This is a genomic window from Actinomycetes bacterium, from assembly GCA_035489715.1.
In the GTDB taxonomy this organism is placed as follows: Bacteria; Actinomycetota; Actinomycetes; order JACCUZ01; family JACCUZ01; genus DATHAP01.
Map to the genome: position 1 here is coordinate 1 of DATHAP010000187.1, position 14284 is coordinate 14284.

Genomic DNA, 14284 nt, shown 5'->3' on the forward strand with positions numbered 1-14284 from the left:
TCCGGCCCGGCGACCGCGACGACCTGGTGGCCATCACCAAGTTGACGCTGCGCACTCTCGCCCGGCGCATTGCCGACCTCGACGAGGAACTCGCCGTGTTCAACGCCCGCCGCCGGCGCATCACCCACGCCCTGGCCCCCCAGCTGGTCGCTGCGCACGGCATCGGCCCGGACACCGCGAGCGGACTGCTGCTCGCCGCCGGCGACAACCCAGACCGGCTCGGCAGCGAACCATCCTGGGCCGCCCTGCTCGCGTCCAACCCGATCCAGGCGTCATCCGGGAAGACCACCCGGCACCGGCTCAACCGCGGCGGCGACCGACACGGCAACAGCGCACTCTGGCGGATCGTGGTCGTCCGGATGGCCAGCGACCCACGCACCAAGGCCAACGTCGAAAGACGCACCAAGGAAGGGCTCAGCACCACCGAAATCATCCGCTGCCTCAAGCGCTACGTCGCCCGAGAGACCTTCGACCTACTACCCCGAGAGCTCCTCGTTTGACAGTAGGAGCATCACCTAGCCAGCGCCCACCAGCCCTTCCAGCCCGGTCGCGACCAGCAGCTGCGCGATGAGCTGCTGGCCGTTCGCGCTGGGGTAGCAGCACGGGTCTGTTGTCATGAGCCCCTTCGCGTAGGCGTCACCGTCTCCGTTGTCTCCATTGAAGGCGCGCACTACGTCGACGCACTGCCCGCCACTGGATTGCATGGCTGCACAGACCAGCTTCCGCTCCGTCTGGACCTGATACAGACTGATCGGTGCGGCGGACGCTGGGATCGCGTCTCCCGCGCCGGGAACTCCGTTCGGGAGGCTAATGGCCCGCAGCGCCGCTGTGGGAGCGAGCTGTCGAACCTCGTGGGCGATGGCCGCGATGTTCTTTCCGAACCTGGCCAGAAGCAGCTTGTAGCAGCTCCGGCCGCTGCAGAGGCCTTCCGCCCAGGCTTCGTCCCCAATATTGAGATCTGCTCCACCGATCCCGATCAGGATCACGTCAGCACGGCTCAGCGTCCGGCGCAGGCTGCCGACACCGGTGATTGCCGTGAGCAGTTGCTCGCTGGTCTGTCCCTCGTAGGCCTGGTTGTCCACCGCGACAGGCACATCGAGCTTCGCGTGGACGAGGTCGCCGTAGCGGCGGACCCAGCCGCGTCCCGTCGAGTCACCGATGCCTGTGGCGTCTGAGTCTCCCAGGGCCACAACCTTCACCGGTCTGGTCACAGGCGTCGAACTGGCGTTGTCGGAGGTTGCCCGCTCCTGACCTTCGACCGAGCTGCAGCCGACAGCCAGAAGCAGCACAACCGCTGTGGCCCCAAGTCGCTTGAAGTGCCTCATGATTCCTCCGCTTTCCGGTTGCCCTGACTAGCACGAACGAGCTCGCCTTGATGAGCCGGACGACAGTTCTCATCGAGCCCGCTGGGACGCGGGCACCGTGCCCGTCGGTCGATGTGCGACGACTTCGCCACGGTGGTCGAGCGTGATGCCGACGACCCCGAACCACAGCGGCGCGACCAGCCAGAAGACGAATGCCCCAGGCCCGAGGAGGGCCAGTACGCCGAGCACGATCGTGACAGCCGATAGCCATCGGGGCATCGAGCGCTCGCGGCGCGCCGCCAACCCGGTCCCTAGCAGGAACGCTCCGCTCGCCGCCCCGAGCAACGGCCAGCCCACGCTCTGTGCGTACCCAAGGGTCTTGATCGCCGCGGTGTCCGCGTGATGGGCCGCGGAGATGATGGCGAAGTCTTCGATACCGGCCGCGACGATGGCCACGGCCAACAGTACGGCACCGCCGACCGCCACCATGGAGTGCGCCGAGCTGCCCAATGCCGGCTTGGAGGCAGCCGCGAAGTAGACGATGAGGACGGCCAGGTACATCGAGCCGAGCACGGTCACCATCGCCGCCACCTGGTGATCCAGGAGCGCCTGTTGGGTTCCGACCGGGTCTTCCACCGGATCGGGGTCACCGACGAACAGCAGGTCGGCAACGATCTGGGTCCCGGCCCACACCACGCTGGTGATGGCGCCGGTTACCGGGAGCAGTCGGCCGGATGTGGCACCGATCGGGGTCACCGCCCCGCTCCCGGCTCCAGCCGCCGGGGAACCCGCCTCCAGGTCGGGCGCTCGGAGGCGGTGCGGGACAGGGCCGCGAGGTAGCTCTGCAGGAACATGTCAGGCATCTCCGATCGATCTTCCGGACTGGGAGCCAGGGCCGCCGCGAGGCGTCTCAGGCGGGGCGTCACCGAGAGTCTGGGCGCGATTGGGGTCCGGCGGATCCGGCCATTCCCTCTATCGGGTTCCGTGCTGGTACGGAGTACAGGTCCGCCTGCGGAGCCGTAGCGTGCGTTCGTGGCTCGTCCGCGCACATTCGCGCTGCTGCTCACAGCAGTCACCGTCGCCGCTTTGCTAGGAGCGGTCGGCCTAGCCGTGCGTTGGCCGGACATCGACCTCGTGGTGGTCATCTCGACCGTCGTGCTGACCCTGCCGTCGGCCGCACTAGGACTGTTCGTCGCTCTGCGCCGGCCCCACAACGCCGTCGGGCCGCTGCTGAGCCTGCAGGCGGCGGTGTTCGCGGTGCTGTTCGGGTGGCAGGAGGCCTATGCGCAAGTAGTGCGGCAGCATCCGGGGAGACTGCCGGCGTCCGCGGCGTACGCGGCGCTACAGCGGGGATCGTGGATGGCGCTCTACGTGCCGGTTGCGCTGATCATGCTCACGTTCCCGGTCGGCCGGTTCCTCGGCCGCGGCTGGCGCTGGATCGCCGTCGGGCTGACCGCTGTTACGGCCCTGTTCACCTTGATCGCCGCGATGTCCCCCAGCCCGCTGCCTGACCCTTTCACGGGACACCACCCGTTCGGCGCCGCGCCTCTATGGCTGCGCGCCATGGGGTGGGCCCTGCTTCCGGTGTTCATGGGCCTGCTGATTGCGAGCGCCGCTTCCGTGGTGATCCGCCACCGGCGCTCGGCCGACCCGGTGGAGCGCGCCCAGGTGCGCTGGCTAGCGCTCGGAGCCTGGTCGCTTCCGGCGACGCTGCTGCTGTGCTGGGTCAGCCTGCTGCTCATGGGCCGCCCCGACTTGGCGGTCATCGGGCTGGCCCTCATCATGGTCGCGATCCCGGCCACCACCGCCGTGGCGATGCTGCGCCATGATCTCTACGACGTCGACCGCGCGCTGAGCGCAGCCGCGACATATTCGGTGCTGAGCGCTTGCCTGCTCGCAGTGTTCACCGTGACCGAGGTGGCGGTGGGGGTGGTTCTCGGCCGTGACTCGGCGTTCGTCGCTGCCGTGGCTACCGCTATGGCCGTGGTCGTGCTGGCGCCGGCCCGCAGGCGGGCACAGCGGGTCGTCGACCGGCGCCTGTATCCCCTGCGCGCAGCGCTTCACCAGTCGCTCGGGGCGCTGCGCGCCGGCATCGATGGCGGCACGGCCGAGCCGGAAGACATCGAGCCGACCCTGCGACTGGCGCTGCGCGCCCCGGAGTTGCGGGTCGGATATCTCTCACCGGGCCGGGACACGCCGTCCGACGCCCACGGTGAACCCGTTGAAGGTGCCGTCCCGGTGATGCTGGCCGGCAACCGCGTCGGCGTACTCGATCCCGGGAGAACGCCTGCGTCAAGGGAGCTGCTCCGGGAGGCCGCCGCCGCCGGCGCCCTGTTCGTGGAGCTGGCCCGGCTGCGCCTTGGCATGGCCCAGGCGATGGCGGAGATCGAGCGCAGCCGCAGCCGGATGTTGCGCCACGGCTACCAGGAGCGGCGCAAGCTGCAGCGAGATCTGCACGACGGTGCGCAACAGCGGCTGGTGGCCCTGGGCATGTCCTTGCGCCTGGCCCAGCGGCACCTGCAGGACGCCGACTTCGACGTCGACGGAGTGCTGGATCAGGCAGTGGTGCAGTTGGGCACGGCCGTGGCGGAGCTGCGCACCATTGCCGCGGGACTTCGGCCTCCGAGTCTGGACGCCGGGCTCGGACCCGCGGTCCGCTCACTCGCGAGCACTGTGCCGATCGCAGTCGAGCTGGCCGTTCCCGACGTCGACGTGCCCGACGACATCGCCACCACGGCGTTCTATGTCGTCAGCGAGGGCCTGGCCAACGCGATCAAGCATGGTCACATCCATCGCGTGGGGATCTCCCTCGCACGCCAGAACGGCCAGCTCACCGTGGAGGTTCGGGACGACGGCGTGGGCGGGGCACGCGCAGGCTTCGGGCTCGCCGGGCTCGCTGACCGGGTCGCGGCAGCGGGGGGCGAGCTGAGGCTCGACAGCCCCGCCAATGCCGGCACCCGGTTGAAGGTGGTGCTGCCGTGCGGATCGTGATCGGGGAAGACTCCGCGCTGTTCCGCGAAGGGCTGGCGCGTCTGCTCGAGGATGCCGGGCACATAGTGGTCGCCAAGGCATCCGATGCGCCCGCCGTCATTGCGACGATTCGCAAGCACCAGCCAGACGTCGCAATCCTCGACATCAACATGCCACCGGACCACACCGACGACGGCGCCCGAGCAGCGCGCAGCCTCCGCGACGACTATCCCGACCTTGGCATCCTGCTGCTGTCGCAGCACATCGAGTCCCAGTACTCAGTCGACCTCCTGAGCGGGGGCAGCTTCGGCTACCTGCTCAAGGATCGGGTCTTCGACGTCGACGACTTCCTCGACGCACTGCGTCGAGTCGCCTCCGGTGGCTCCGCGTTGGACCCTGAAGTCGTCACTCGGCTGATCAGCCCGGTGAGGGACGACGGACTGTCGCTGCTGACAACCCGTGAGCGGGAGGTGCTCGCGCTCATGGCAGAGGGACGAACGAACATCGGTATCGCCCGTCGGCTGTGGCTCTCCGAGCGCACCGTCGAGACGCACGTCGGAAACCTCGTCGCGAAGCTGGGCATGGCAGACTCCAAGGAAGACCACCGCCGCGTGCTGGCCGTGCTCGCCTACCTCGGGCACCGCCTGCGCTGATGCGGGTGCACTTCTGGACCCAGATTGACCGACCCGACGGTCCCGTCGTGCATAGAAGCCTGCACTACGTCATCTCCGACGGCGAGAAGCTACCAGCACGATCGCGCTGCGCTCCCGGTCCGAGGACGAGATCCACTCGTCGCTCTCGGCGGCATGGTTCGCCGTGGAAACGATCTATCGTGGCTGGGGTCGCCAGCCCGTTGGTCATCGGACGATGAGCTGCTCGACCTCGCCCGTGCCGGCGCCTGAGGTTGTCCTCATCGTGTTCTCCCCACCAACCGCTCGCCGAGCTCCGCGATGAAGCGGTAGCCGCGGCCGTGCACGGTCCGGATCACCCACTGAGCCTGGCCGTCGTCGCCCACGGCCCGGCGGGCCTGCTTGATCCTGCCGGTCACCGCCGCCTCGCTTACGAAGCGCCCGCCCCAGACCGCGTCCATCAGCTCTTCTTTCGGCACCACCCGGTGCCGGTTGGCGATCAGGTAGGTCAGGACGTCGAAGACCTGAGGCTCCATCGGCACCTTGGTGCCACCCCGACGCAGCTCGAACAGCGCGACATCCAGTTCCAGGTCGTGGAAGGCGATCACGTCGACGACGCGGAGGTCGGCGCCCGGAACAAGATCGTCGGCGGGTGACTCCAATGGGGCGGCAATCGAGTGCAGGCCGCTGTTGACCCAGGTCTGCTGCCGCTCGATCTTGAGAACTACAAGATCTCGGGTGCGGACGGCCTCGGTGAAACGTGGTAGCGGGCTCATGTCGACCACACTGCGGTCACGTGCCGCGCGGCGATACTACGGAAACCCTGAGGTTTAACGACCGTCGCGATCGGCTCCGCGTTCTCGGGTCCAGTCACATCACGTCCTGCGCTGAACGACCCGGAGAGGTCCACCGGAGCCCCGCGGAACGGCCGCACCACCTCGCTGCAGTCGCTGCGGCGGACCAGGACGTTCCGCGGGCCGCCGCCAGCTCCCCCAGCTGACAAGGGCGACCGACCGAACGCTTGCGCGCCAGGTATGTCCTGCCGACCAGCTTTCCGCTCACCAGTGACCCATCAGGACGCACTCGCTGCATTGGCAACCTTCCGGAACAGAAACCAGATCGTCTTGCCGCCGCCGGTGTCGAGGGTGACGCCCCAGCTCTCGGTCAGCGCCTCCACGAGAGCCAGCCTCGACCGCCCTTCCTGGTCGCCTCCGTCCTCTGAGACTCGGGGCACCACATCCGACCCGTCGGTGACCTCCATCCGGAGATGAGCTGGACCGTTCACCAACTCCACGGAGACCGGCGGAGAACCATGCCGGACAGCATTGGTCACCGCCTCGGTCATGACCTGCAGGACATCGGCACGGGTGAGGCTGGGGCAACCGGCGGACCCCGATGGGGTGACCTACGTGGCCGTCTCGCAGACACTGCTCTGCAAACGTCGCACTCGTGCACTACTACCCGAGCGGTCTGATCGCTGCTGGGTTCGATGTGGTGACGGTCCAGCGTGCTCTGGGGCACGCGAGAGCGACGACCACCCTCAACACCTATGCCGCACCTATGGCCTACCGCCGAGGACCGCACCAGGGCCGCCGCCGAGGCCCTGGTCGCCACGGCCCTGGGTCGTCCTGCGGACCAGATGCGGACCAGCACCCGTGCTAAGGCGCTGACCGGCACAAATATGGCTAATCACACGTTGAAGCGGAACTCCACGACGTCACCGTCGGCCATCACGTAGTCCTTGCCCTCGATGCGCACCTTGCCGCGCGCCTTGGCCTCCGCCATCGAGCCCGCGTCGACGAGCTCGCCGAAGGAGACCACCTCGGCCTTGATGAAGCCCTTCTGGAAGTCGGTGTGGATGACGCCGGCCGCCTGGGGGGCCGTCGCGCCAACCGGGATGGTCCACGCGCGCGACTCCTTGGGCCCGGCCGTCAGGTAGGTCTGCAGGCCGAGTGCACGGAAGCCGACGTGCGCGAGCTGGTCGAGCCCCGACTCCTCCTGGCCGAGAGACTGCAGCAGCTCGAGCGCCTCGTCGGCAGGCAGCTCGGCGAGCTCGGCCTCGATCTTCGCGTCGAGGAAGATCGCCTCGGCCCGGGCGACGAGTGCCCGCATCTCGTCCTTGAACCCGTCGTCACCCAGCTCGTCCTCGTCGAGGTTGAACACGTAGAGGAAGGGCTTGGCCGTCAGCAGGTGCAGCTCGCGCAGGTCGGCCGGGTCGATGCCCGCGGCGGCTGCCCCTGCGTACAGCGTCGTGCCGGTCTGCAGAAGCTCGTCCGCCTGCCTCGCGGCAGCAAGCTGGGCGGACTTGTCCTTGTCCTTGGCCAGCCGCGACTCCTTCTCGAGGCGCGGCAGCGCCTTCTCCAGGGTCTGCAGGTCGGCGAGGATCAGCTCGGTGTTGATCGTCTCGATGTCGGACTTCGGCGACACCTCGCCGTCGACGTGGACGACGTTGGGGTCGCGGAACGCCCGGATCACCTGGCAGATCGCGTCGCTCTCGCGGATGTTCGCGAGGAACTTGTTGCCCAACCCCTCTCCTTCGCTCGCGCCGCGGACGATGCCGGCAATGTCGACGAACGACACCGTCGCAGGGATGGTCTTGACGCTCTCGAAGATTCCGGCCAGCACCTGCAGCCTCGGGTCAGGCACCCCGACGACGCCCACGTTGGGCTCGATCGTCGCGAAGGGGTAGTTCGCGGCGAGCACGTCGTTCTTGGTCAGGGCGTTGAAGAGGGTGGACTTGCCGACGTTGGGCAGGCCGACGATCCCGATGGTGAGGCTCACGAGGTTCAAGGGTACGGACGCCGGCCGGTCCGGCCGAATCGCCGTGTGGTGACCGCTCGGCGAGCCTCGAGCACGGTCGCCGGGCCGCGCCTGCGGGGTTGTGTCCAGGGTGTGCGGCACCGTAGTGGACATGGAGATCCTTCTGCTGCTGGTCGGGGTCGGCATCGGCGCACTGGTCGGCTGGTCGCTCGCCGGCGGCCGGGCTGCGGCGGCCGAGGCCGAGCGGGCGGTGCTGCGCGAGCGGCTGGCGGCGGCCGACGCGTCGGCGGCCGACCGGCAGCAGCTCGCGGTGAGCGTGGCGCCCCTGCGTGACACGCTGGGCAAGGTCGAGGGCCACCTGCGCGAGCTGGAGCACGACCGGGTGTCGGCCTACAGCGCCCTCACCGAGCAGGTGCGCGCCCTGTTGGCCACCGGCGAGGGGCTCCGCGACCAGACCCGGTCGCTGGTGACGGCGCTGCGGGCACCACAGACTCGTGGCCGCTGGGGCGAGATGCAGCTGCGCCGGGTCGTGGAGCTGGCCGGCATGGTCGAGCACTGCGACTTCAGCGAGCAGGAGTCGGTGACCGGCGACGGCGGCACGCTCCGGCCCGACCTGGTCGTGCGGCTGGGCGGCGGCAAGCAGGTGGTGGTCGACGCCAAGGTGTCGCTCGCGGCCTACCTCGACGCCGCGGAGTCGCGCGACCCCGACCAGATCGAGGCCCGGATGCAGGCGCACGCCCGGCACCTGCGCGAGCACGTCCGCGGGCTGGCGGCGAAGGAGTACTGGCGCTCGTTCGAGCCGACCCCGGAATTCGTCGTGCTCTTCGTGCCCGGCGACGCGTTCCTGGCGCCGGCCCTCGAGCGCGATCCCCAGCTGCTCGACGACGCCATGGCGGCCCGGGTCTTCATCACGACACCGACGACCCTGATCGCGATGCTGCGGACCGTCGCCTACACCTGGCAGCAGGAGGCGCTGACCGACCACGCACGCACCGTGTTCGAGCTCGGCCGCGAGCTCTACCGGCGGCTCGGGACGATGGGCGAGCACGTCGACAAGCTGGGCCGGTCGCTGACCCGGTCGGTCGACGACTACAACAAGGTCGTCGGCTCCCTGGAGCGGACCGTCCTGGTGCAGGCACGCCGGATGGCCGAGCTCCAGGTCACCGACTCCGACCTGGTCGAGCCGCAGGCCGTGATCGCGGCTACCCGGCCGTTGAGCGCGCCCGAGCTGCTGCTGACCCCGGAGGAGTCAGGGGAGGAGCGCCAGCTGCGTTCCCTGCCGTAGGCCGCCCGGTCAGTCGAACCGCACGGAGCTGAACCGGATCATGTTGCCCGAGGGGTCCCGGAAGGCGCAGTCGCGGACGCCGTACGGCTGGTCGATCGGCTCCTGGAGCACCTCGGCGCCGGCCGCGCTGATCCGGGCGAACTCCGCGTCGATGTCGTCGCAGCGGAAGATCGGCGCCGACAGCACGCCCTTGGCGAGCAGGCCGTGCAACGCCGCGGCGTCGCCCTCGGACCGACCCATCTCGGGCGGCAGCAGGCCGATCTGCAGGTCGGGCTGGTCGGCCGGGCCGACGGTGAGCCAACGGAAGCCGTCGAACGGCACGTCCTGGCGGACCTCGAGCCCGAGGACGTCGCGGTAGAAGGTCAGTGCCTTGTCAGGGTCGTCGACGGTGATGAACGCGTGCGAGAGGCGAAGTGTCATGCCCGCACGCTAGGACCGGGGCGCCGTGACGGCTTCTCCGAAACTGCTCGATCAGGCCCGCCGGGGTCGACCGAGCACCTTGACCATGCAGGCCGGCACCACGGCGCCCGCCGAGTGGTCGCGGGACCGGTAGGCGCTCGGCGACTCCCCGACCAGCTCGGTGAACCGGCTGCTGAACGACCCCAGCGAGGTCGCGCCCACCGCCACGCACACCTCGGTGACGGTCAGGTCACCGCGGCGCAGCAGCGCCATCGCGCGCTCGATCCGGCGGGTCATCAGGTAGCCGTAGGGCGTCTCGCCATAGGCCGCCCGGAACTGCCGCGCGAAGTGCGACGGCGACATCAGCGCGGCCCGCGCCATCGTCGGCACGTCCAGGGGCGCTGCGTAGTCCCGGTCCATCAGGTCGCGGGCCCGGCGCAGGTGCGCGAGCTCCTCCGGGGTCACCGCCCGAGCATGGCACCGGCCGCCGACACCGGTCATCGGGAGACTCGTCGGGCGTGTCTCCCCCGACCGGTGATCACTCCCGCCTACCGTGGCAGCGTGACCGCGACCTCGGACCTGTCGGGGACCGGCGAGCTGCCGGCCGAGAGCCCGCTCGTCACGGCGCCGACGCAGCCGGAGGGATGGTTCGTGTCGCTCGTCCCGCCGCCCGACTCACTGCCCCTCGAGGTCGACCTGCGCGGGCCCTCGGAGGTGCCGCTGCCGGTGCCGCCCGCGCGGATCGCCGAGGCAGTGGCGGCTGCGGCCGTCGCGGTGGACCTGGCGCCTCCGGCAGCCGTCGCCGCAGGTCCCGCCGCGCAGCCGGACGCGGCGGACCCGGCCGTACGTCCGGCCGCCCCTCTGCCGCCGGAGCTGTCCCCGCGGGCCGGTGGCCCCGTCGCCACCCGCGCCCGGCCCGAAGCGGCGGCTCAGCCGATGGCGTCGTCCGGGCGGCCGTCGCTGCGGTCGCTGTGGCGCGGAGGGCTGCCGACGCCTGCGGTCCTGGCCGTGGCGACGCTCGTGCTGATGCCCGGGGTGGTGCTGGACCTGGCGCGCGACGGCACCTTCGGGCTGCCGAGTGCGGTGCTCTTCGTGCTCGCCGCCGCAGGCGTGCCGCTGCTGCTGCGGACCCGGTCGCTCGCGGTCGGGGCGGTGCTGCCGCCTCTGCTGTTCGCCGGAGCCGCCACCACCATCGCCTGGCGCAGCGGCCTCAACCAGGGCACCCGGCAGATCGGCCTGGACGTCGGGACGACGATGGCGGTCAACGCGCCGCTGCTGTTCGCCGGCACCGCCCTCGCCGTCGCCGTGGTGGCCGGCCGGCTGGTCGTCCGGCTGGCCCGGCGCTGATCGACCAGCCCGACTCCCCGGTCGTCCTCGAGCGGACGACGACCTCGCGTGGCGAGCTGGTGCTGCGCCGGGTGGGCGAGCACCTCGAGGTCGTCAGCAACGGGGTGTTCCTCATGGACACCCGCGACGGCCGGTCCGAGCGGCTGCTCGTGCGCACCGCGCTGGACGCCCATCCCCGCGCGAGGCGGTTGCTGGTCGGCGGCCTCGGCGTCGGCTTCTCCCTGGTCGAGGCGGTCGGTCATCCCGGGCTGACGGTGATCGACGTCGTGGAGATCGAGCCCGACCTGGTCGCCTGGCACGCGGCGCACCTGCGTCACATCACCGCTGAGGCGCTGACGGACCCGCGGGTCCGGGTCGTGGTGGCCGACCTGCGCGACCACCTGGCGGCGGTCGCGCGGGGCACCACCAGTCGCTACGACGTGGTCTGCCTCGATGTCGACAACGGGCCGGGATGGTCGGTCTTCGAGGGCAACGCCGAGCTCTACGCGCCCGCCGGGCTGGCGCTGGTGCTGGACGCGCTCGAGCCCGGCGGGGAGCTCGCCGTGTGGAGTGCGCACGCGTCGCAGCAGTTCGAGGCACTGCTGCGCGACCGGCTCGACGACGTACGCACCGAGACGGTGGACGTGCACCTGGCGCGCACCGAGCCGGATGTCGTCTACGTCGGCCGCAAGCCGGCACCCGCCTACAGATGATCGCCGTCAGGCGATCGCGGCCTTGCGCATGTCGCGGCGCAGCTCCGGCGGCAGCGCGAAGAGCAGGCTCTCCTCGGCCGACACGACCTCCTCGACGTCGGAGTAGCCGCGCTCGGCCAGCCAGTCGAGGACGCCACGCACAAGGATCTCGGGCACCGATGCGCCACTGGTCACGCCGACGGTCGTCACACCGGACAGCCAGGCGTCGTCGAGCTCGGCTGCCTTGTCGACCAGTCGGCTGGCGTTGGCGCCGCACTCGAGCGCCACCTCGACGAGGCGCACCGAGTTGGAGGAGTTCGTCGAGCCGACCACGATGACCAGGTCACTGCGCGCCGCGATGTCCTTGACCGCGACCTGTCGGTTCTGGGTGGCGTAGCAGATGTCGTCGCTGGGCGGGTCGAGCAGTGCCGGGAAGCGCTCGCGCAGGCGACGGACGGTCTCGAGGGTCTCGTCGACGGACAGCGTGGTCTGCGACAGCCAGGCGACCTTCTCCGGGTCGCGCACCTGAACGTTGTCGACGTCGGTCGGTCCGTCGACGAGGTGGATGTGGTCCGGCGCCTCGCCGGAGGTGCCGACGACCTCCTCGTGGCCCTCGTGGCCGATCAGCAGGATGTCGTAGTCCTCCGAGGCGAACCGCCGGGCCTCGTGGTGGACCTTGGTCACCAGCGGGCAGGTGGCGTCGATCGTCTTCAGCTGCCGCCGGGCGGCCTGCTGGTGCACGACCGGCGCCACACCGTGCGCGGAGAAGATGACCGTGGCGCCCTCGGGCACCTCGTCGTTCTCCTCGACGAAGACCGCGCCTCGCTCCTGCAGGGTCTCGACGACGTGCTTGTTGTGCACGATCTGCTTGCGCACGTAGACCGGCGGCCCGTAGGTCTCCAGGGCCTTCTCGACCGTGATGACGGCTCGGTCCACCCCGGCGCAGTAGCCGCGCGGGGCAGCGAGCAGGACACGCTTCTCGGTCGAGGGCATGCCTCCATGGTAGGTCGACCCCGGCAGCGCTCTGCACCGGCGAGCGGGCGGGGTAGCCTCGCGCCCCGTGGGCCTGGAGACCTCGGCGGAGCAGCCGGTTCCCGTACGCCGGGTGACCCAGCTGATGACGGAGTGGATCGGCCGCCTCGGCTTCGTCTGGGTCGAGGGGCAGGTGGCGCAGATCACCCGGCGGCCCGGCCAGCGCACTGTCTTCCTCACGCTGCGCGACCCCAGTGCGGACATGTCACTGCCGGTCACCTGCTCGGTGGCCTTGCTCGACGGCCCGGCCGCCGCGCTGGCCGAGGGCGCGCACGTGGTCGTGCATGCCCGGCCGCAGTTCTACGCGGCGCGCGGCACGCTGTCGCTGGCGGCCGACCAGATCCGGCAGGTGGGGGTCGGCGAGCTGCTGGCCCAGCTGGACCGGCTGCGCCGTGTCCTCGCGGCCGAGGGGGTCTTCGCCGACGAGCGCAAGCGCCCGTTGCCGTTCCTCCCCCGCGTGGTCGGCGTCGTCTGCGGGCGGGCGTCGGCTGCGGAGAAGGACGTGCTGGAGAACGCCCGGCGGCGCTGGCCGGCCGTCCGGTTCCGCGTCGAGGAGGTGGCCGTGCAGGGTCCGGCCGCGGTGACCGAGGTGACTGCCGCCCTCGCCCGGCTGGACGCCGACGCCGAGGTCGACGTCGTCGTCGTCACCCGGGGCGGCGGCTCGCTCGAGGACCTGCTGCCGTTCTCCAACGAGGCGATGGTGCGGGCCGTCGCCGCCTGTCTCACGCCGGTCGTCAGCGCCATCGGCCACGAGACCGACACGCCGCTGCTCGACCTGGTGGCCGACGTCCGCGCCTCCACCCCGACCGACGCGGCGAAGCGCGTGGTGCCCGACGTGGGCGAGGAGACCGAGCGTGTGGTGCGCCTGTGCGAGCGCACGGAGCGCGCGGTGCGCGCCCTGGTCGATCGTGAGCAGTCGGCGCTGCGGGCGATCCGGTCCCGCCCGTCCATGGCGGATCCCGGCTCGATCGTCGAGCCCCGACGGGCCGACGTGCTCGCCGCCCGCGACCGGGCCCGCCGCTCGCTCGCGGCGACCCTCGACCGGGCCGGCGACAACCTCGGGCACACCCGGGCCCGGGTCACCGCGCTGTCGCCCGCAGCGACCCTGCAGCGCGGGTACGCCGTCCTGCAGACCGCGGACGGTGCCGTCGTGCGCCGACCCGACGACGTCGCCGAGGGCGACCCGCTGCGGGCCCGCCTCGCCGAGGGCGACCTGTCGGTGCAGGTCTCCGGCGACCGGTCCGCCGGTCCGTAGGGTGGGGCACGTGGCCGACGAGACTGCGCTGACACCTGCGACAGCACGGAGCGACCTGCCGACGACCTACGAGGCGGCGCGCGAGGAGCTGGTCGACGTGGTCCGGCGGCTCGAGTCCGGCGGCGCCACGCTCGAGGAGTCGCTCGCGCTCTGGGAACGCGGTGAGGCCCTGGCCACCCTGTGCCAGCAGTGGCTCGACGGGGCGCGCGAGCGACTGAACGCCGCGGCCGCCGGCTCCCGCGGGGCAGACACCCAGACGTGAGGGGCCGCCGGCCTGACGGACGGCCCGGGTCACAGCGAGCGAGCCAGCTCGCGCAGCTCGGCCCATGAGGCGCTGCCGGTCACCAGGGTCGTCACGCCGCCGGACTCGACAACCAAGGCCCTGTCGTCGGTGGTGCCGCCGGCCCGCCGGGTCCAGGTGCGGCCGGCGACCCGCTCCGTCCCGTCGGCGCGCGAGCCGGGCACGAACCGGTCGACGAAGGGCCGCCGGTCCCCGTCGCTCTGCTCGACGGCGGCGTACTCCTGACGACGGGTGACCAGGCCCACGTGCCAGGCAACGCCGTCGCCGTCCGGCTCGGTGCGTGCGCTCGAGACCCGCCATCCCCCGGGCACCGGGTCCGGGGCCAGGACGT

The 14284-nt window shown here is 71.0% G+C and carries 15 protein-coding genes and 3 pseudogenes; 9 read left to right on the plus strand and 9 right to left on the minus strand.

Going from position 1 to position 14284, the window contains the following annotated elements; genetic code table 11:
• On the plus strand, window positions 1-500 hold a 500-nt coding region (locus tag VK640_15060; GenBank protein HTE74500.1), incomplete at its 5' end, for a transposase.
• A gap of 15 nt (window positions 501-515) precedes the next feature.
• Here VK640_15060 and VK640_15065 read toward each other — a convergent pair.
• Window positions 516-1325 (minus strand): GDSL-type esterase/lipase family protein, encoded by an 810-nt coding sequence (locus VK640_15065; GenBank protein HTE74501.1) that lies wholly within the window; start codon window positions 1323-1325, stop codon window positions 516-518.
• Between the two features lie 69 nt (window positions 1326-1394).
• On the minus strand, window positions 1395-2060 hold the full coding sequence (locus VK640_15070) for a hypothetical protein (protein ID HTE74502.1): 666 nt from the start codon (window positions 2058-2060) through the stop codon (window positions 1395-1397).
• Between the two features lie 276 nt (window positions 2061-2336).
• On the opposite strand from VK640_15070, the gene VK640_15075 reads away from it, so the two are divergent.
• Complete coding sequence (locus VK640_15075) at window positions 2337-4295, plus strand: histidine kinase (GenBank protein HTE74503.1); 1959 nt, start codon at window positions 2337-2339, stop codon at window positions 4293-4295.
• Window positions 4283-4927, plus strand: a complete 645-nt coding sequence (locus tag VK640_15080; GenBank protein ID HTE74504.1) for a response regulator transcription factor — start codon at window positions 4283-4285, stop codon at window positions 4925-4927. The genes VK640_15075 and VK640_15080 overlap by 13 nt, the downstream gene beginning before the upstream one ends.
• A gap of 296 nt (window positions 4928-5223) precedes the next feature.
• Here VK640_15080 and VK640_15085 read toward each other — a convergent pair.
• Both VK640_15085 and VK640_15090 read right to left on the minus strand, forming a co-directional pair.
• Window positions 5224-5511, minus strand: a pseudogene (locus tag VK640_15085) (winged helix-turn-helix domain-containing protein).
• A 464-nt stretch (window positions 5512-5975) separates the two neighbouring features.
• Window positions 5976-6278: pseudogene (locus VK640_15090) on the minus strand (ATP-binding protein).
• 77 nt (window positions 6279-6355) lie between these two features.
• On the opposite strand from VK640_15090, the pseudogene VK640_15095 reads away from it, so the two are divergent.
• Window positions 6356-6641 (plus strand): annotated as a pseudogene (locus VK640_15095) (hypothetical protein).
• Here VK640_15095 and ychF read toward each other — a convergent pair.
• Complete coding sequence (ychF, locus tag VK640_15100; GenBank protein HTE74505.1) at window positions 6593-7684, minus strand: redox-regulated ATPase YchF; 1092 nt, start codon at window positions 7682-7684, stop codon at window positions 6593-6595. The pseudogene VK640_15095 and the gene ychF overlap by 49 nt on opposite strands.
• 130 nt (window positions 7685-7814) lie before the next feature.
• Between ychF and VK640_15105 the strand changes: the two genes are divergently transcribed.
• Window positions 7815-8948 (plus strand): DNA recombination protein RmuC, encoded by a 1134-nt coding sequence (locus VK640_15105; GenBank protein HTE74506.1) that lies wholly within the window; start codon window positions 7815-7817, stop codon window positions 8946-8948.
• 9 nt (window positions 8949-8957) lie between these two features.
• Here VK640_15105 and VK640_15110 read toward each other — a convergent pair whose 3' ends face one another.
• Window positions 8958-9368 (minus strand): VOC family protein, encoded by a 411-nt coding sequence (locus VK640_15110; GenBank protein HTE74507.1) that lies wholly within the window; start codon window positions 9366-9368, stop codon window positions 8958-8960.
• Window positions 9369-9419: 51 nt separating this feature from the next.
• Entirely contained in the window at window positions 9420-9812 is a 393-nt protein-coding gene (locus tag VK640_15115) for a helix-turn-helix transcriptional regulator (protein ID HTE74508.1), read from the minus strand.
• A 96-nt stretch (window positions 9813-9908) separates the two neighbouring features.
• On the opposite strand from VK640_15115, the gene VK640_15120 reads away from it, so the two are divergent.
• Window positions 9909-10694, plus strand: coding sequence for a DUF6542 domain-containing protein (locus VK640_15120; protein ID HTE74509.1), 786 nt, complete (start codon window positions 9909-9911; stop codon window positions 10692-10694).
• A 59-nt stretch (window positions 10695-10753) separates the two neighbouring features.
• Window positions 10754-11386, plus strand: coding sequence for a spermidine synthase (locus tag VK640_15125; GenBank protein ID HTE74510.1), 633 nt, complete (start codon window positions 10754-10756; stop codon window positions 11384-11386).
• Window positions 11387-11392: 6 nt separating this feature from the next.
• Here the strand turns inward: VK640_15125 and VK640_15130 are convergent, their stop codons facing one another.
• Window positions 11393-12358 carry a 4-hydroxy-3-methylbut-2-enyl diphosphate reductase gene (locus VK640_15130; GenBank protein ID HTE74511.1) on the minus strand — a complete coding sequence of 322 codons (966 nt, stop codon included), beginning with the start codon at window positions 12356-12358 and terminating at the stop codon, window positions 11393-11395.
• Between the two features lie 67 nt (window positions 12359-12425).
• On the opposite strand from VK640_15130, the gene xseA reads away from it, so the two are divergent.
• Together xseA and VK640_15140 are read left to right on the plus strand one after the other, a co-directional pair.
• Complete coding sequence (xseA, locus tag VK640_15135; GenBank protein ID HTE74512.1) at window positions 12426-13652, plus strand: exodeoxyribonuclease VII large subunit; 1227 nt, start codon at window positions 12426-12428, stop codon at window positions 13650-13652.
• Between the two features lie 28 nt (window positions 13653-13680).
• Window positions 13681-13914, plus strand: a complete 234-nt coding sequence (locus VK640_15140; protein HTE74513.1) for an exodeoxyribonuclease VII small subunit — start codon at window positions 13681-13683, stop codon at window positions 13912-13914.
• A 29-nt stretch (window positions 13915-13943) separates the two neighbouring features.
• On the opposite strand, the gene VK640_15145 is transcribed toward VK640_15140, so the two are convergent.
• Window positions 13944-14284 (minus strand): DUF4245 domain-containing protein (locus VK640_15145; protein ID HTE74514.1); only part of this gene is annotated, 341 nt, incomplete at its 5' end.

What these genes read in the sequence shown, in the direction of transcription:
- VK640_15065 (HTE74501.1), bottom strand. Translation starts at nt 1,325, where the DNA reads ATGAGGCACTTCAAGCGACTTGGGGCCACAGCGGTTGTGCTGCTTCTG.
- VK640_15105 (HTE74506.1), top strand. Translation starts at nt 7,815, where the DNA reads ATGGAGATCCTTCTGCTGCTGGTCGGGGTCGGCATCGGCGCACTGGTC.
- VK640_15110 (HTE74507.1), bottom strand. Translation starts at nt 9,368, where the DNA reads ATGACACTTCGCCTCTCGCACGCGTTCATCACCGTCGACGACCCTGAC.
- VK640_15130 (HTE74511.1), bottom strand. Translation starts at nt 12,358, where the DNA reads ATGCCCTCGACCGAGAAGCGTGTCCTGCTCGCTGCCCCGCGCGGCTAC.